General features: G+C 36.3%; 15 protein-coding genes and 1 riboswitch. Of the genes, 5 read left to right on the top strand and 10 right to left on the bottom strand.

What is annotated here, in order from left to right:
• The first annotated feature begins 52 nt into the window (after positions 1-52).
• From DKK79_RS12380 to radA, 3 genes are all read left to right on the top strand, one after another.
• Complete coding sequence (locus tag DKK79_RS12380; protein WP_110424350.1) at positions 53-394, top strand: winged helix-turn-helix transcriptional regulator; 342 nt, start codon at positions 53-55, stop codon at positions 392-394.
• A gap of 190 nt (positions 395-584) precedes the next feature.
• On the top strand, positions 585-1,559 hold the full coding sequence (serB, locus tag DKK79_RS12375; protein WP_110424349.1) for a phosphoserine phosphatase: 975 nt from the start codon (positions 585-587) through the stop codon (positions 1,557-1,559).
• Positions 1,560-1,568: 9 nt separating this feature from the next.
• Positions 1,569-2,945: a DNA repair protein RadA gene (radA, locus tag DKK79_RS12370; RefSeq protein WP_034883774.1), complete on the top strand. Its 1,377-nt coding sequence runs from the start codon at positions 1,569-1,571 to the stop codon at positions 2,943-2,945.
• Positions 2,946-3,018: 73 nt separating this feature from the next.
• Here the strand turns inward: radA and ppnN are convergent, their stop codons facing one another.
• Both ppnN and DKK79_RS12355 read right to left on the bottom strand, forming a co-directional pair.
• A complete protein-coding gene (gene ppnN / locus DKK79_RS12365; protein ID WP_110424348.1) occupies positions 3,019-4,395 on the bottom strand; it encodes a nucleotide 5'-monophosphate nucleosidase PpnN in 1,377 nt (458 codons plus the stop codon).
• A gap of 536 nt (positions 4,396-4,931) precedes the next feature.
• Positions 4,932-7,490: a tetratricopeptide repeat protein gene (locus tag DKK79_RS12355; RefSeq protein ID WP_110424346.1), complete on the bottom strand. Its 2,559-nt coding sequence runs from the start codon at positions 7,488-7,490 to the stop codon at positions 4,932-4,934.
• 537 nt (positions 7,491-8,027) lie between these two features.
• Positions 8,028-8,153, top strand: a riboswitch (molybdenum cofactor riboswitch).
• Between DKK79_RS12355 and moaA the strand changes: the two genes are divergently transcribed.
• Positions 8,150-9,124, top strand: a complete 975-nt coding sequence (gene moaA, locus DKK79_RS12350; protein ID WP_110424345.1) for a GTP 3',8-cyclase MoaA — start codon at positions 8,150-8,152, stop codon at positions 9,122-9,124. Its footprint overlaps the riboswitch before it by 4 nt.
• Here the strand turns inward: moaA and gluQRS are convergent.
• The 3 genes from gluQRS to folK all read right to left on the bottom strand — a co-directional run bounded on the left by gluQRS (position 9,104) and on the right by folK (position 11,106).
• Positions 9,104-9,994, bottom strand: a complete 891-nt coding sequence (gene gluQRS, locus DKK79_RS12345) for a tRNA glutamyl-Q(34) synthetase GluQRS (protein WP_110424344.1) — start codon at positions 9,992-9,994, stop codon at positions 9,104-9,106. The genes moaA and gluQRS overlap by 21 nt on opposite strands.
• Before the next feature lie 35 nt (positions 9,995-10,029).
• Positions 10,030-10,485 carry an RNA polymerase-binding protein DksA gene (gene dksA / locus DKK79_RS12340; RefSeq protein ID WP_034883770.1) on the bottom strand — a complete coding sequence of 152 codons (456 nt, stop codon included), beginning with the start codon at positions 10,483-10,485 and terminating at the stop codon, positions 10,030-10,032.
• A 135-nt stretch (positions 10,486-10,620) separates the two neighbouring features.
• Positions 10,621-11,106, bottom strand: coding sequence for a 2-amino-4-hydroxy-6-hydroxymethyldihydropteridine diphosphokinase (gene folK, locus DKK79_RS12335; RefSeq protein WP_034883769.1), 486 nt, complete (start codon positions 11,104-11,106; stop codon positions 10,621-10,623).
• A 187-nt stretch (positions 11,107-11,293) separates the two neighbouring features.
• On the opposite strand from folK, the gene DKK79_RS12330 reads away from it, so the two are divergent.
• Complete coding sequence (locus tag DKK79_RS12330) at positions 11,294-12,652, top strand: MmgE/PrpD family protein (RefSeq protein WP_110424343.1); 1,359 nt, start codon at positions 11,294-11,296, stop codon at positions 12,650-12,652.
• Positions 12,653-12,706: 54 nt separating this feature from the next.
• On the opposite strand, the gene DKK79_RS12325 is transcribed toward DKK79_RS12330, so the two are convergent.
• The 5 genes from DKK79_RS12325 to purB are packed head-to-tail and all read right to left on the bottom strand — an operon-like array spanning position 12,707 to position 16,799.
• A complete protein-coding gene (locus DKK79_RS12325) occupies positions 12,707-13,459 on the bottom strand; it encodes an amino acid ABC transporter ATP-binding protein (RefSeq protein ID WP_110424342.1) in 753 nt (250 codons plus the stop codon).
• Positions 13,460-13,469: 10 nt separating this feature from the next.
• Positions 13,470-14,141, bottom strand: coding sequence for an amino acid ABC transporter permease (locus DKK79_RS12320; RefSeq protein WP_110424341.1), 672 nt, complete (start codon positions 14,139-14,141; stop codon positions 13,470-13,472).
• Positions 14,138-14,920, bottom strand: a complete 783-nt coding sequence (locus tag DKK79_RS12315) for an amino acid ABC transporter substrate-binding protein (protein WP_110424340.1) — start codon at positions 14,918-14,920, stop codon at positions 14,138-14,140. Before DKK79_RS12315 ends, DKK79_RS12320 begins: the two co-directional genes overlap by 4 nt.
• The gene (locus DKK79_RS12310; protein WP_110424339.1) at positions 14,920-15,441 is read right to left on the bottom strand and encodes a GNAT family N-acetyltransferase; all 522 of its coding nucleotides are present in this window, start codon (positions 15,439-15,441) and stop codon (positions 14,920-14,922) included. Before DKK79_RS12310 ends, DKK79_RS12315 begins: the two co-directional genes overlap by 1 nt.
• Positions 15,438-16,799, bottom strand: coding sequence for an adenylosuccinate lyase (purB, locus tag DKK79_RS12305; RefSeq protein ID WP_110424338.1), 1,362 nt, complete (start codon positions 16,797-16,799; stop codon positions 15,438-15,440). The genes DKK79_RS12310 and purB overlap by 4 nt, the downstream gene beginning before the upstream one ends.
• Positions 16,800-17,155: the final 356 nt, after the last annotated feature.

The raw sequence follows: 17,155 nt of genomic DNA, 5'->3' as shown, positions 1-17,155 counted from the left end.
AATACTTTTTAAGCAATATCTATCAAACTTGATAGTATAGTTAGGAATATTTATGCAAAGTGCTGAAGAACGGCCGCTAAAACGCTATAACAATAAAATTTATTATTGTCCAATAAGTTTAGCAATGGATTTAATCGGTGGAAAGTGGAAAGGGGTTATTCTCTATTATCTGCTGTCTGGTGAAAAACGATTTAGTGAGTTAAAGATCTTGATTCCCGAAATCACTGATATGACGCTAACTATCCAACTAAAAAAACTGGAAGAAGATGGGCTTATTATTCGCAGTGTCTATGGCAAAAAGCCACCACTTAAGGTGTTATATAAATTAACGCCACTGGGTGAAAAAATTGGCCCAGCACTTGAACAACTATGTTTGTGGGGGCTAGCGGTTTGACGTTTGTTTGCACTTTCTAATTCGGACTTATTAACAAATAATCAATTAAATATTTAGTCAAAAAAGTTGAGGAACGAGGTTTTTTAAATTGCAAAATTGATTAAATAACCTCTTATAATCCTTACTTGGACAATCTTTGGCAGATATGGTAAATTCCGAATCTGATTTGCACTTTTAAGACTTTCGAAATATGGCTTACACATTAACCTATAGTGATCTCCCAGAGAATATACAACATTGGCAAGGTTTACCTTTGTCTTTAAATGGTTGTGAAGTAGTTCCATTAGATTACAATGCCGGAAAAACTGGTTGGATTATTTATGGAAAAAAGTTAAACAAAACATTACTGTCGAAATTTCAAAGACAACTTGCAATGCCGATGGTAGTGGTTTCATCGTGGAAAATTAAAACCTATCAAATTGTGCGTATTGCTGGCGTAATGCCGAAAAAAGCCAAATCGATTTCGTTAACCTTAGGAATTGATGTTGCGCCAATTGATAATTTACCTTCATTACATTCTCCAGGCTTGTTGGTCATGGATATGGACTCAACGGCTATTGGTATTGAATGTATCGATGAGTTGGCAAAACTTCAGGGCGTCGGTGAACAAGTTGCCGCGGTCACCGAGCTTGCTATGCGCGGTGAACTCGATTTTGCCACTAGCTTACGCAAACGCGTGGCAACTTTAAAAGGTGCAGAGCAAACTATTTTAGAACAGGTAAAAGAGGGCTTGCCATTAACTCCTGGATTAACTTATTTAGTTAAGGAGTTACATAAAAAAAATTGGCATGTTGCCATTGTTTCCGGTGGATTCACCTATTTTGCCGACCATTTAAAACAGAAGCTAAAACTAATAGATGCTCATGCTAATGAGTTAGAAATTAAAAATGGTAAGCTAACTGGTAAAGTGATCGGCCAAATTGTTGATGCTAAATATAAAGCTCGAACCTTGCAACAATTAGCTACCTCTTTAGATATTCCTATTGAGCAGACGGTTGCAATAGGTGATGGCGCCAATGATTTAATGATGATTAGAATTGCTGGACTTGGTGTTGCTTATCACGGCAAACCTAAAGTCGTTGAAAAAGCAAGAATTAGTATCAATTATGCCGATTTAACTGGTTTATGGTGCATCTTATCAACCAGTTTACTAAGTGAAGGTTAGGAGAAAAATTTGGCCAAAACCGTAAAGCGCGCTTATGTTTGTAATGATTGTGGCGCGGACTATCCTCGTTGGCAAGGTCAATGTAGTGCTTGTCATGCTTGGAATACGATTACTGAAGTAAGGTTAGCGAGTACTTCGTCACGTAATGATCGATTAACCGGTTATGCAGGTGGCGCCGGGCAAACTAGAATCCAAAAACTATCTGAAATTAGTCTTGAGGCCTTGCCAAGATTTTCAACCGGTTTTTCTGAATTTGACCGAGTACTAGGCGGTGGTGTGGTGCCGGGTAGTGCTATCTTAATTGGTGGTAATCCCGGTGCCGGTAAAAGTACTTTGCTATTGCAAACCATGAGTAAACTTTCGGCACAAATGAATACGCTTTACGTTACTGGTGAGGAATCACTACAACAAGTGGCGATGCGTGCCCACCGTTTGGGTTTACCAACTGATAATATTAATATGTTGTCTGAGACAAGTATTGAGCAGATCTGTTTACTGGCCGAACAGTCTCAACCCAAATTAATGGTTATCGACTCAATTCAAGTGATGCATCTTGCTGATATTCAATCTTCACCGGGTAGTGTGGCACAAGTTCGTGAAACAGCAGCTTATTTAACCCGGTTTGCCAAAACCAAAGGAATTGCCATTATCATGGTTGGCCATGTGACTAAAGATGGATCACTGGCTGGGCCTAAAGTCCTTGAACACTGTATTGACTGTTCGATTTTACTCGATGGCGATGCTGATTCTCGATTCCGTACTTTACGCAGCCATAAAAATCGCTTCGGAGCGGTAAATGAACTAGGTGTGTTTGCCATGACAGAACAAGGATTGAAAGAGGTTAGTAATCCATCTGCAATCTTTTTAAGTCGTGGTGAAGAGATCTTATCAGGGAGTTCGGTAATGGTATTATGGGAAGGAACTCGCCCATTACTGGTTGAAATCCAAGCATTAGTCGATCATTCGGTTTATGGCAATCCAAGACGAGTAACCGTCGGACTTGATCAAAATCGGTTAGCGCTTTTACTCGCCGTTCTACATCGTCATGGGGGGTTACAAATGGCCGACCAAGATATTTTTGTTAATGTTGTCGGTGGGGTAAAAGTAACCGAAACCAGTGCCGATTTAGCATTAATTGCCGCATTGGTATCGAGTTTTCGCAATCGGCCTTTGCCACAGGATGTGGTAATTTTTGGTGAAATAGGACTAGGTGGTGAAATTCGACCTGTACCAAGTGGCCAAGAACGTATTTCAGAGGCGGCTAAACATGGCTTTAAAAAAGCAATTGTACCTATTGCCAATATGCCAAAGAAAAAACCAGAAAATATGCAGATTTTTGCCGTTAAGAAAGTAGCAGAAGCGTTAGATATTTTAAGTAATTTTTAATTTGCGCTATAACTGCTAAATATGCCGCCGATTTCGATATCGGCGGAGAGTAATTGCTTTATATTAAGATTAATTAATAACAAATTTCATAACAAGGTTGATAAGCACTGCCTCCAGGTAGCTTCATACGGTCTTGTTTCACATAGCTAAGCAGTAAATTATCTAACTGCTTCATGATTTCTGGATCACCTTGCAATTTATAACGGCCATGCTCAGCAATTTGTTTCATCCCGAACTCTTTAACATTACCGGCCACAATACCAGAAAAAGCTCGACGTAAATCAGCTGCTAATAATTCAACAGGTTGATCTTTATGTAGATTGAGGGATGCCATGTTTTCATGGGTTGGTTCAAATGGGTGCTGTAGTGCTTCATCTATTTTCAGTAACCAGTTAAATCCGTAAGCATCGCCAGTCGCTAACCGTGATGATTTCACCTGTTTTACGCCATGTTTCATGATGCGAGCGACTTGTTCCGGCGAATCAATGATAATTTCATACAGCTTAGTCGCTTCTTCACCTAAGGTATTACGGATAAATTGGTCAATCGCCGCAAAATAATCTTTACACTCTTTGGGACCAGTCAAAATAATTGGTAAAGTCTGATTTTTATTGGCAGGATTGAGCATAATCCCCAATATATAAAGTAATTCTTCCGCGGTACCAGGGCCACCAGGAAAGATAACAATACCATGCGCCATACGTACAAACGCTTCAAGTCGTTTTTCAATGTCAGGCATAATAATCAGCTCATTAACTAATGCGTTTGGTGGTTCGGCGGCAATAATGGATGGTTCGGTCATACCAATAAAACGACTATCTTTGATACGTTGTTGTGCATGACCAACAGCAGCACCTTTCATCGGGGCTTCCATAATTCCCGGACCACAGCCAGTACAGATATTTAGTTCACGTAGCCCTAGTTGCATACCAACTTGACGAGCATAATAATATTCGTTTTCATTGATAGAATGACCTCCCCAACAAACAATTAAGTTAGGTTCTTCACCAACATGTAGCGCATTGGCATTACGTAGAATAGAAAAAACCAGATTGGTGATATAATAGGAGCGATCTTTTTCAAGCTTCTCATTGGGTACCAAATGTTTAATTGCGGTAATTTGGCCATTTAAAAAAAGAATATCACGTAAAACAGCAAACAGATTGGCTTGAATTGAGCGAATGATTCGTTTATCAACAAATGCACTTTCGGGCGCATTAATCAGTTCTAATTTAACACCACGCTCTTTGCTGATAACGTTAATTTCGAAAGATTTAAATCTATCCAATAATTCTTGGGTATTATCGGTTTTACTGCCCGCATTAAGAGTAGCCAATGAACAATTTCTATATAATTGATAAAGTTCGCTATTTGCTGATTTCTTTAAAATATCAACTTCAGCCTGCGCAAGTAAATCCATTGATCCTAATGGGCTAATATGGGTGATCATCACAACCTCCATTTGACGGTTTTATTGACAAGAGGACTATATATACTTGAACCAGTTAAATAAGTAAAGTGGATAAAAACTTTACTTAACACAATCACAATATTATTAGAATTTGTAATAAAAATATAGGTAAGATGATTTACCTATATTTGCTATAATTTGTTTGATAAAGGTATGCAATTTTCGCGTTTGTCTTGAGCATCATCATATCTTACAGAAAAAGAGGTATCACTTTCTTTTTGACCTTCATATCTAATATTTATAATGCATTCAAAATTTTCACTATATTCCAAATCCATGTTCCTGTTCTCTGTCTTAAAATATTTACCTATCTGTGGTTGTGAGGAAGATAGTGATCCATAACATAAGTAAATTACACTGCATATTATTAATATAAATATCAAAATAAGAAACCCAATTTTTTTTCGTCGTTTTTGGGAGTTAGTTGTTGTAACTATCGTTTTATTCATCTTTTATATTCCGTATTAAGTTGCTGATATTAAGCTGCTATATTATTGGTGATCAAATTTTAATTTTTAATGTATATCCAAATGCGTTACTGGAATAAAACGATATAGCTTACTGTATTGTTCTAGCCGATTATTAGCTTGAGTCAATTGTTCTGCTGTTAGTTGCTGTTTTAATTCTTCAGCTTTTTCTGCAGCTCGAGGTTGTTGATGTTCTGATAATAGACTATACCAAACATAAGCTAAACTATTATTCTTAGGAACTTCAATGCCTTCCTCATGCATATTGGCCAATTCAAACCAGATTTTATAAACTTCAGAAGATGAAAGTTCTTTGCTGCTTACAGGCTCATAATATTTAAGTTGAGTTAAAGGTGAGCTATTAAATAAAGCAAAGACATTAAAAGAGCGGTAGTTTCCAAATTTAGTAACATCATCTAAATCATTTACTAATAGAGTAATTTTTTGCCGTTGATAGGCGTTATCAACATATTCACTTTGGGATGAGTAATAATTAAATAGTAATCTAGCTGCGTATTGATTACCAGTTTTTAATAGTTCTTTTAAACTTAAAAGCAATTCCTCATCTCTATTATCATAATGCCAATTAGCTCGAGCTCGATCTATTGATTCAATAATCGCATATTGATTTTGCTTATCGATTAAAGATTTTAGCTCTACATCATACTGGTCGGTAGCTATGTAATAATGTGCTTTTAAAAATTGTTTTCTATCATCTTCAAGATTGCTGTTGTCTATCCAAGTAAAAAATTGATCTTGTGGTAGTTTACAGACAAGTGCTTTAGTATTTAATGCTTCGACGACAAAGTATTGTTGAAGAGAGATATCACCTGCGAGAGCAGCATTGACGACTATATCGCAACTCATACTTTGAAACCTACGTGTGTTATGCTTCAACAAACGATAATTAATTTTAGCGGTTGGATTATTTTCCTTTTCAACTTTTAACCAATCTTCACCATCAACTAAAACCGTTGGTGATCGGTAATTCTGCTCATGCTCTATATACTGCGTAGTCAACCAGTCAAAATCAGGATGAGATTTATCAATTGTTATCAAAAAGTTTTGGGCGGCAGCGTAATTTTGTTCAGCCGCTAAATTAAGGTACCGCCAAGCTTCTCGGTAGTTCTGTTTAACACCTCTACCTTTATAATAGATGACACCTAAACGATATTGAGCAGGCATATATCCTGAATTTGCTGCTTGTTGGTAATAGGGTATTGCGGTCTTTGGTTTCTGGTTTAAAAAATCATATACTGTACCTAAACCATATAAAATTTTGGGGTTTTTAGGTTCAAGTTTTAAAGCTGATTGGTAAAGCTCAATTAATTGATCTATTGTTTTTCCATTAATCCTTTGAGCATCTTGATAATAACCATAAGCCATTTTCCTTTCTTTGGCTAGGGCTAATACCGGAGAAATAATCCAAGCTTGATCTGAATCAATAGGATATTTAGATCGTATTTGATCAATTAGTTTTGTATAAAACCTTTCCTCATCTTCTGAATTTTCACCAAATACCAATGCAACATATTTACTTGCATTGGTAGCATAGGCTTGATTCTCCAAAGTGAGAGTTTTCATTTTCTTATTATAAAGATCTGTATGTACAAATTCGTCAAATTCTCTTATGTATAAATCCTTGTTTTTATAAATGGGTTTAATAACATTCAGTAAAAATTCTTTTCCCATTAATTTATCATCAATTGATTCAAATGTTTTACCAAGTTCAAGACCTAAATGATAGTATATGGCAGCTTTTTCAGGATCTTTTTCCACACCTAAACCATTTAAGTAAAACCAAGCTAATTGAAAAGCTATTTTTTGTCTGATACTTTTTTCTATGCCACTACAATTAACAAAAAACATTAGATATTTAGCAGCCCATAAATAATTGGGTTGTTCTAATTTTGTACCGTCTGCTTGACCACCATCTAAGAAATAATCAATTAATTCATATGTTAGCTTTAATGCTCTTTTATCATCCATTTTTTTTAAAGATTGCTCAAGCCAGTATAAAGATTTTACGGGATCATTTAATTTATATTTATACAACCAATAGAGTTCATATTGTGCACTACCATTATGTCCCCAATCTCTGCTACTGCTTGCTAGTTCATAATATTTAATTGCTTTAGTATAATCTTGTTTAACCTCTAAACCCTCTTCATAGAGGTTACCGAGAAAATATTGTGCTTTGCCTACATAAGCTCCCGCTTTAGCTGCTTTTTCCAACCAATACAATCCTTTTTGGATATTTTTAGTAACTGATTTACCTTCAATATAGGCAATACCTAAATTTGTTTGTGCATTTGGATGTGAGTTTTTGGCTGCTTTGGTTAAGAATTCAATATATTTGTCGTCAGATTTATTTTGACATCCTCTTAATTTTTTATTTTGTACTTCAAGATAAAATTGATGAGGGCGACAATCCCAATCATAATTGCTAATGGATGGGTTATAAGCTTGAGCAATTTTATATTGGGCATCACCATCATTGTTATTCATTGCTAATGACCACACTGTTTGCGATATCGTTTCGGCAAAAGCGTTATGTGATGGAATAGAAAAAAGTATTAAGCCAGATAAAATTATAATTTTATTCATTATGTTATTTCCATATAAATAACAAACAACCCATTTTTTAGACAAATGATAAGTTAGTTTAAAAATTAATCCAATAGCGAGATATATTAAATAATATATAATAATCAATCAATTATTAATTTTATTTTTATGGTTATTTTGTGTTATCCGTAGTCAATATCACTTTCTTGTAAGCTAATTTTTGTAACTATCCCAACCTAATTTATAAATAATTTAATTGATTCCAAATGAAAAAATACAATTGTTCTTCTTTTATCCAATTTTATCAACATGATATTTAACAATGATTTAAATATAAATCTAGTATAAAATTATCTTAATTTTAGTCATGAAGAAATTGTGTTATCAATGAAAATGGATTTTTGTTTACTCAGAGGAACGGTCAGTCAGCTAAAAAAGGATATTACCTGATTGGCTGAACGTTATCCGTACCGAGAATGGTAATGAAAAAGTCGAATCTTAGGTAAAAAAATAAATTGTTTTTTATTAGATTGATATTAAATAATTGTCCATAGTCAAAAAATAAACGCTATGCTAGACTAAACTAAACTCTGAAGCTACTTTGCCTAAGTGATAATGTTATTCATATGGTGATTTAGCCGCGGTATAGCGCAGAAATGGCTATGCTTCCCGATTTGGATAAGGTGTTCATTACATATATGCAATTAGTCGATAATTATCAACGTCGATTTCAATACTTACGCTTATCGCTTACTGAACTGTGTAATTTTCAGTGTCAGTATTGTCTACCTAATGGGTATCGACCTAATAAAGATCATCAATTTCTATCGTTAAATGAAATTAACAATGTTGTGTCAACATTTACTGAACTTGGCGTACATAAAATTCGCTTAACTGGCGGTGAACCGACGTTGCGTCGAGATTTTATTGATATTTTGTCAATTATTTCGGCTTATCCGAGTATTAAACAATTGGCAATTACGACCAATGGCTCACGGTTATTAAAAAATGTAGATAGCTGGCAACAAGCAGGACTTAATGCTATTAATATTAGCATTGATAGTTTTTCTCCTTATGTTTTTAAACAGATAACCGGTCAAGATAGACTTATTGAGTTGATTCAAGGCGTTGACAAATCATTAGAAGTTGGCATCAATAAAGTTAAAATTAATACTGTTTTGCTGAGAAATATGAATGATCATCTGGCTGATTATTTAACTTGGATTAAACATCGTCCGGTTGAATTACGTTTTATTGAACTGATGGAGACAACGGAGAGCCGTGAGTTATTTAATCGTTATCATTTAGCCGGTCAGAGGATGGAAGCACAACTTATTGAACAAGGTTGGCAATTACAGTCAAAAGAGGCGTTATCTGGTCCGGCTAAAGTTTATGCCCATAGTGATTATCAGGGTAAAATTGGTCTGATTATGCCTTATTCGCGGGATTTTTGTAAAAGTTGTAATCGATTGCGCGTTTCATCGCTTGGTAAACTTCATTATTGCCTGTTTGGTGATGCCGCAGTTGATTTACGAGATTTGCTAAGCAGTCCAGAACAGAAAGCACAACTTAAGGCACGAGTATTAGCTTCGCTATCAGTAAAACCGGAAAAACATTTATTACATGAGCATAATCTGGGCATTACACCTAATTTATCCTATATCGGAGGTTAACACTCTGTTGTGTTTCGGTACTTGGTTAATTTGCCAATGAGTTGTAGCCCAAGCTAATAACTGTGTTTGTGAGGCATCTTGCCAATTGTCTGGCAATTGTTGACCTAAAAATTGTAATGCTTGTGCGGTTAATAAATTCGCTTTTTTACTATCAATTGGGCTAGCATGATTCTGTTTTGACAGCTTGTTACCATGACTATCTAAAGCCAATGGTAAATGGCAGTAATTGGGTATGGTGAAATTAAATAATCGATAAAGTGAGATCTGTTTAGCAGTTACCGGCAGTAGATCAGCACCGCGAACAATTTCGGTGATCCCTTGATAATTATCATCTAACACCACAATTAAATTATAAGCAAATAGCCCATCTTTGCGATGAATAATAAAATCCTCTAAAGCATTAGCGGAATCAATGGTTTGTTGCCCTCGAATTTTATCATCGAAGGAAAAAATTGGCTGATTTTGCTTTAGTCGGATAGCACATTGTTGTGGGCTATTCGACGCTAAATGTCGCTCACGACAAAAGCCATCATATATACGATCGGTAAGGTTATGAATTCTTTGTCTAGTACAATCACAATAGTAAGCTTCTTGTTTAGAAAGTAATGATGCTAAAACGGATCGATACCGCTGACTACAGTTTGATTGATATAAAACTTGGTCATCCCAATACAGCTCGAAAGCCTCTAAGGCTTTTAATATTAACGATGCGGCGCCTTTTACTTCCCTTGGTGGGTCAATATCTTCAATGCGAACAAGCCATTTACCAAAATTGGCTTTGGCTTGTAGGTAACTACCGAGAGCCGTCACCAACGAACCAAAATGTAATGGTCCAGATGGTGAGGGGGCAAAACGACCAATATATTGCATGGGCGTATTGAATAAAATGACAGTTTAAATGGAATCTACATACCCATTTGTTTTTCACGAAGTTCAGCTAATGTTTTGCAATCAATACATAAATCAGCTGTCGGTCTTGCTTCTAAACGACGAATACCAATTTCAACACCACATGATTCACAAAAACCAAAATCATCGGTTTCAATTTTCTTTAATGTTTTTTCAATTTTTTTGATCAATTTGCGTTCTCTGTCACGCGCTCTTAATTCTAAGCTAAACTCTTCTTCTTGAGTAGCGCGGTCAGCCGGATCTGGGAAATTTGCAGCCTCATCTTGCATGTGAGAAACTGTTTTACCCATTTCACCTTGTAACTGTGACAGCCATGCTTCTAAGATAAGTTTGAAATGTTTTAATTGCTTAGGATTCATATACTCCTCATCTTTTGCCTCTTGATAAGGCTCAAGCCCAGCAATAGCAAGCAGGCTAAGAGAAGATGTATTTACTTTTTGTTCCTGTTTCACAGCAATCCCCTTAAGTACAGATTATTTGCGAGCGGTAAACTATAGCAATAATTTAGCCGTTGGCAAATTTTTTTTATTATTTTTTTTACCATTAAACCGCAAAAATTTACAACTATATGTTATTAATAAGATTAATTATTCATGCCATTTTTTCATTCCATTCATTGGACATTTTGTTAATAAATTAAAAAGTTTATCGTTATCAGGTAATATAAGGTCAGGTGAGATATCAAATAAAGGGTAAAGCACAAATTCTCGATTTTTCATATGATAATGAGGAATAGTTAATCTTTCATTATCTATCATTAAATTATCATATAACAAGATATCTAAATCTAATGTTCTTGCTCCCCAGCGATTTTCTTTACGGACTCGACCTTGTGATTTTTCTATCGCTTGCAGCTCATCTAATAACGCTATAGGTGTAAGTGAAGTGGTTAATTTGATGACTGCATTAAGATAATCGTTTTGATCTTGCGGTCCGAGAGGTTTACTACGATAAAACGGTGAAACGTCAGAAACTTCGGTATTCGGTAATTGTTTTAACGCAGCTATAGCCTGATGGGCTTGTGCTAGTGGATCGTTAAGATTACTGCCTAAAGCAATATAACATATTGACATAATCAGATCTATTTTTAGGTGATGTTAAAATGTAGGCTCATTTTAGCACATAAAAAAGCTTATTAACCGAGCTTGGTAAATAATGATTATTTCGGGTTATTGTTATATAACGATATAATCTTTAAGATGTATATTTGTTATCCACTATTCGCTCAACATATTATTGCGATTTTTATGAGAGTTTGTCATGCATCTAGGCCAGCAATTGAGTTTGTTAATAAAAAATACGCCAATTATTGCGCAACAGTCACTCCTTGATTGCGCAATTAATGGGCTTATTGACTATTTTGCTAGTAGTTTACAGGCATCTAATGAGGCGAATGTTAAGAAATTGTTGACTTGGATTAATGACGAAGGCGGCCATAGCCGTGCTTGGTTAATCGGCCAAAAGGAATTAGCTACCCGTCGCCAAGCAGCATTATTTAATGGCTTTCAGGCACACTGTTTGGATTATGATGATGTGCATTCAGATATACGCGGTCATCCATCAGCGGTTATTTTATCGGCGTTATTTGCGAGTATCCGCTTAGATGATTCATTAAGCCAGTTAGATGGGCGACGGTTTTTAACAGCCTATGTAATTGGTATTGAAGTTATGGCCTTATTGGGGCAATGTGTCAACCCTAAGCATTATGAAAAAGGTTGGCATACGACAGTCACTTTAGGTGGAATTGCGGCAACAGCTGCGATTGGTTATTTATATGATGAGCCATTTCTTGCTCAAGCATTAACGTTAGCCGCTACACAAGCATCAGGTATGCGCTTATTGATGGGAACCCCGATAAAATTTTTGCACGCAGGATTGGCGGCACAACATGCTATACAAGCCATTGACTGGCTAAGAGCAGGCATTTCGGCAGATAAAGATTTTCTTGATGATAATTTAGGTTTTTTAGCTATCTATGGCCAAGGTAATGATAATTTAGATTTAACTGGTTGGGCAAAACCTTGGAAGATTGTCCAGCCAGGATTATGGTTTAAAACTTATTCATATTGTTCTGCGGCTTCATATATTGCTGATGCTGGTAAATTACTGTATAAGCATCCTAAATTTAATGTGGATAATATTAAGCATATTACCCTTTTCTTTGCCCCAGTTAATAGTGATGCCGCGCTGATCTATAAAACGCCATTATTAGCTGAGCAGGGGCGTTTTTCAGCAGAATATATTTTGGCATTGATTTTATTGGGTATACCGATCGATTTTCAACAATTTGGTGCAACACCAATAGCTGAAAATATCCAAAAATTAATGCAAAAAATGCAGCGTAGTTATGATATCCAATTACCTCCGCATCCGGATGCATATAATAAGCGTTATGTGGTTATTGAAATTGTCTTTGATAATAACCAAAAAATTAGCCAGCGAATAGATGTCCCGAAAGGCTCACCGAAAAATCCCTATAGTCAACAAGAGCTAGCTGCCAAATTATTTACGGCATTGCAAAATGACGTTAAAGCACAACAGTTACTGACCGATATTCATGCGTTAGCCAATGGTATGGATATTAAACAATTACTGTTATCACATTGGCAAACGCTTTAATGCTTGAGATTGGATAGTGAGGATAAACAACTTAACCATTTTATAAAGGTAAGGTTAAATCTCAAAATCCACCTCATCAGTGAGTTGCCGTAAAAAGCGTTGGGTTAACTCATGTTGTGGATTATCAATTAATGATTTTGCTTGCCCTTCCTCTACAATAATACCATTGCTCATAAAAATGATACGATCGGCGACATATTTGGCAAACTCCATCTCGTGGGTTACTATCAACATGGTAATATTTTCTTTAGCCAGTTTTAACATCACTTGCAGAACTTCATGTACTCGCTCGGGATCTAATGCTGATGTTGGTTCGTCAAATAATAACACTTTGGGTCTTACCGCTAAAGCTCTGGCAATGGCAACTCGTTGTTGTTGTCCTCCTGATAAGGTGATTGGGTATTGATTAGCATAAGCTAACATGCCAACACGCTCTAATAATGATAACCCATACTGTTTGGCTTTATCTTTAGCCATTTTTTGACCGACTATTAAGGGATAAGTAATATTCTCTAATGCGGTTTTATTTTTAAATAAATTATAGTGTTGAAAAACCATTGCCGACTGTTTGCGTAAATTGGTTTCTTGTTTATGGTTGTAATGTTGACTATTAAGTATGACTTGATCAATAGCAATAGTACCGCTATTGGGCTTTTCAAGTAAATTAAGACAACGCAATAAAGTTGATTTTCCAGAGCCTGACGGCCCAATAATGGCAACTACTTCACCTTGTTTAATACTGAGATTTATTTCTTTTAATACTTCATGATTGCCAAATCGTTTAGATAAATGAGATACATTAATCATCATGCTCTCCTTAACGATGATATGGTTTAGTCAGTTTTCGTTCTAGCTGCTTTTGTAACCATGAATAGGCGACAACCGTTAGCCAATAAACAATACCGACGGCTAAATAAGTTTCAAAGTAGAGGAAAGAATTTGCGGTTAACATTTTTCCTGCCGCTAATAGCTCTTGTACGCCGACAAAAAAAGCTACAGATGAATCTTTAAGTAGTGAAATAAACATATTACCGGTATTCGGTAGGGCGTTGATCATCGCTTGCGGTAATATGATGCCACGATAAACCTGAATGGTACTTAACCCTGAGGTTAATCCTGCCTCTTTTTGTCCATGATCAACCGATGCTAAACCTGCACGAAAGATCTCGGCTAAATAAGCCGAATATTTTAAACTAAAACAGATGATTGCCGCGGTAGTTGCCCCCATATGTTTCATTATTGGAAATATTTGTGGTAAACCATAGTAAATAATAAACAGTAAAACAACGGATGGAATACCACGAAATAACGAGATAAACAGTGCCAAACAAGAATCAATAATAATAATCCGATTGTTTCGAATGAGCGCGATGGCAAGTCCCAATATAATGGCAAACAGAATTGAAACGATGGCAATAAAAAGTGTAACCGGCAGATAAGGTAATATCTGCGGAAATACACTAAAAAAATAGTTTATATTAAAATTCATGAGGTAATATCTTCACCAAAATATTTAATCGACAGATTTTTCAGTGTGCCATTAGCACGTAATTTTTCGATCACTTGGTTAAATTTTTCGCGTAAAGCTTGGCCTTTTTCATCTTTATTAAAAGGGAAGGCAACTTGTTCAATCGTAATAGGATCGCCAACTAGCTTAAATGGTAGATTTTTTCGTTTGATCTCGGCCAATAAAATGGGTTTGGAATTGACATAACCATCGACGCGTTGAAATTCAGCGTCATGCATTGCACCATCTCGGGTTTCATAAGTTTTGATGGTAATTTCGTTATTTGGAAATGCTTTTTTTAGGTTATTGATATGATTTGAACCAAGTACGCCGGCGATAGTTTTGCCATTGAAATCAGTTAACTGATTAATATTGTTATTGTCTTTATGAGTAACAATTTGACTGCCATAAAAACTATAAGTTTCGGAGAAATCATATTTAGCCTGACGCGCGGGAGTTACCGCCACCGCATTAGCCACGGTGTCTAAACGGCCTGAGTCAAATTGTCCCATTAATCCACCAAACTCAGCAATTATCCATTCAACTTTATAACCTAACTCATTGGCAATCGCTTCGGTCACCTCAACATCAAATCCAACTAACTTACCATCTTGTTTATAACCATTTGGATAGCTTTGGCCTGTAGAGCCTACTTTAATAATATTTTGTTCAGTTGCCTGATGGTTAGATTGATCATCACAACCAATTAAGCTTAGGCTGGTTAATAAAATAGCAGCAAACCACGTTATGATTTTTTTCATTATCGATGACTCCTCTTCATCCAATTGGTATAGTTTTGATGATTGAATATTTTTTCAAAATAAAGGGTAGTGTGATCACTAGTTAAATCTGCTTGGCCAATTGGTTGATAGCCTTTTTGGCGATATAATTTGGCTAGCCATGGATGATTGGCTGCTGTACCTAAAGTGACTGCCGGTAGCTTAAGTTGATTAATTAGAATTTCGTTTTCAACCCAATCCCATAATGCATTACCGTAGCCTTGCCCTTTATAAGTTGGATCGGTGGCAAACCAGCCTAAATGCGGTAAGCCATAAGGGCCTGGGTTATTTCCCCATGGAAAACGAATACTAAGCGTTGATATTAATTGTTGCTCTTTTTCCAGTAGATATACGGCATTCGAATCAATATGCTGAGCGATTTCTTCTGGTTCGACAGTGGCAGCAGCAAAATGAATGCCTAATTGTGATGTGGCTTGATAGGCACGGTGCAATAATTGCTGATATGCCCGAATATCGGAACCCTTGATTAAGCGAAAGCTCATAATAATACTCCGCTTTGCTCGGCATATTTGATGACTTGTTCAACCTTTTCGGCTGCACTGCCGAGATAATTAATTGGATTTAGCCAATTATCGAGTTCAGATTCCGTAAAGTGATTATTTATACGAGGATCCTCTAATAATAGTGATTTAAATGGTCGATTTTGTTCAAATGCTTGCATAGCGTTTTCATAAATTAAATGGTGAGCGGTTTGTTTGCCTAGACGTTTGCCAATTTCAAACATTATTTTTTCGGATAACAGTAAGCCATTTTGTTTTGCTAAATTAGCTAACATTTGATCGGCATTTACCTTTAAACCTTTTAACACGGCTAAAGCCGTTTGCAGTTGCGCGGAAATATAGAGATTGATTTCCGGTAGCGCGATCCACTCCGCACGCCAACTCATGGCATCACGCTCATGTTCAACCTTCATTGATTCATGAATAAGCGCCACACTTTTCAATAAAGGGGCGGTAAGACTAGCCAACCCCTCTAAGGCGGCAGGGTTACGTTTATGCGGCATGGTGGTTGATCCAATTTTACCGTCGGAAAACGGCTCTTCGACCTCATTTATTTCGGTTCGCATCAGGTTGTAAAATTCGTTACCAATTTTGCCAAGTGTGCCACTAATAAGGGCTATCACTGATGCATATTCAGAAAATCGGTCGCGGGCTGCTTGCCAACCTATATTGGGTGTATTGAGTCCAAGTAACGTTAGCGCTCGCTGCTCAACTTGTGGGCCGAGTTCTCCCATTGATGCGTAAGTACAAATAGCGCCACTTATATTACCCACTAAAACCCGTTGTTTAATTTCAGATAAACGTTGTAAATGGCGAACAAACTCATCTAACCACACCGCTAATTTAAAGCCAAATGTGGTTGGTAAGGCTTGCATACCGTGGGTACGACCGACTATCGGTAAATATTGATATTGTTTTGCTAACAGTTTTAATTGACTAGCAATTAATTTGGTATCCCGTTCAATGATAGCGAATGATTGTTGTATCTGTAGGACGGTTGCTGTATCAACAATATCTTGAGTGGTTGCGCCATAATGAATGTATTCACCAGCGTCGCCAACTTGCTTTTGCAAGGCACTGATGGTTGACATTAGTGAATGTTTGGCTTTGGCTGCCTCTTCGGCAAGTTGTTCAAGGGATAATTTTGATGCATCCGCTTTGGCAATAATGGTATCAGCAATCTCAGCAGGAATCACCCCTAATTCACCTTGTGCTTTTGCCAAAGCCACTTCGACTTTTACTTGCTTCTCTAAACGATTTTGCTCAGACCATATCTGACGCATTTCGCTAGTACCAAAATTGTTGCCTAAAATTAAAAAATCTAAAATATGCGATGCCACAAAACCATCCTTAATCAAAATACCATGTCGTTAGCAATTATTATTAATTATTGAATTAACGTCTAATAGTTAGTTTGTCTATCGATATAACTAAAAAGAATAATAGAATTAATAATGCAACCCTATTCTTCATTTATTGTTTAAAAAGATGGGGAACTGGCAAAAATTTTGTCGAGCAGGTGGGAAAGGTCAAAAAGGTCAATAAAAATCAATTTTTTATTAAACGTGAATGTAATGATGGTTGCTAGCCATTCAGGGCCTAACACCTAATATTGATTGCGGTTTTAAGCAGATTTTTATATTCAAGAAATTGAATACATTGGTGACTAAAATGTAGATTAACTACCAATGTATTC

This window comes from Gilliamella apicola, assembly GCF_003202915.1.
In the GTDB taxonomy this organism is placed as follows: Bacteria; Pseudomonadota; Gammaproteobacteria; order Enterobacterales; family Orbaceae; genus Gilliamella; species Gilliamella apicola_Q.
Note: the sequence above shows the minus strand (reverse complement) of the source record. Positions and strands in the feature narration are given on the sequence as shown.

Excerpts from the sequence above, each read along its gene's own strand:
- DKK79_RS12380 (WP_110424350.1), top strand. The coding sequence starts at position 53 with ATGCAAAGTGCTGAAGAACGGCCGCTAAAACGCTATAACAATAAAATT.
- serB (WP_110424349.1), top strand. The coding sequence starts at position 585 with ATGGCTTACACATTAACCTATAGTGATCTCCCAGAGAATATACAACAT.
- ppnN (WP_110424348.1), bottom strand. The coding sequence starts at position 4,395 with ATGATCACCCATATTAGCCCATTAGGATCAATGGATTTACTTGCGCAG.
- DKK79_RS12355 (WP_110424346.1), bottom strand. The coding sequence starts at position 7,490 with ATGAATAAAATTATAATTTTATCTGGCTTAATACTTTTTTCTATTCCA.
- moaA (WP_110424345.1), top strand. The coding sequence starts at position 8,150 with ATGCAATTAGTCGATAATTATCAACGTCGATTTCAATACTTACGCTTA.
- gluQRS (WP_110424344.1), bottom strand. The coding sequence starts at position 9,994 with ATGCAATATATTGGTCGTTTTGCCCCCTCACCATCTGGACCATTACAT.
- folK (WP_034883769.1), bottom strand. The coding sequence starts at position 11,106 with ATGTCAATATGTTATATTGCTTTAGGCAGTAATCTTAACGATCCACTA.
- DKK79_RS12330 (WP_110424343.1), top strand. The coding sequence starts at position 11,294 with ATGCATCTAGGCCAGCAATTGAGTTTGTTAATAAAAAATACGCCAATT.
- DKK79_RS12325 (WP_110424342.1), bottom strand. The coding sequence starts at position 13,459 with ATGATTAATGTATCTCATTTATCTAAACGATTTGGCAATCATGAAGTA.
- DKK79_RS12320 (WP_110424341.1), bottom strand. The coding sequence starts at position 14,141 with ATGAATTTTAATATAAACTATTTTTTTAGTGTATTTCCGCAGATATTA.
- DKK79_RS12315 (WP_110424340.1), bottom strand. The coding sequence starts at position 14,920 with ATGAAAAAAATCATAACGTGGTTTGCTGCTATTTTATTAACCAGCCTA.
- DKK79_RS12310 (WP_110424339.1), bottom strand. The coding sequence starts at position 15,441 with ATGAGCTTTCGCTTAATCAAGGGTTCCGATATTCGGGCATATCAGCAA.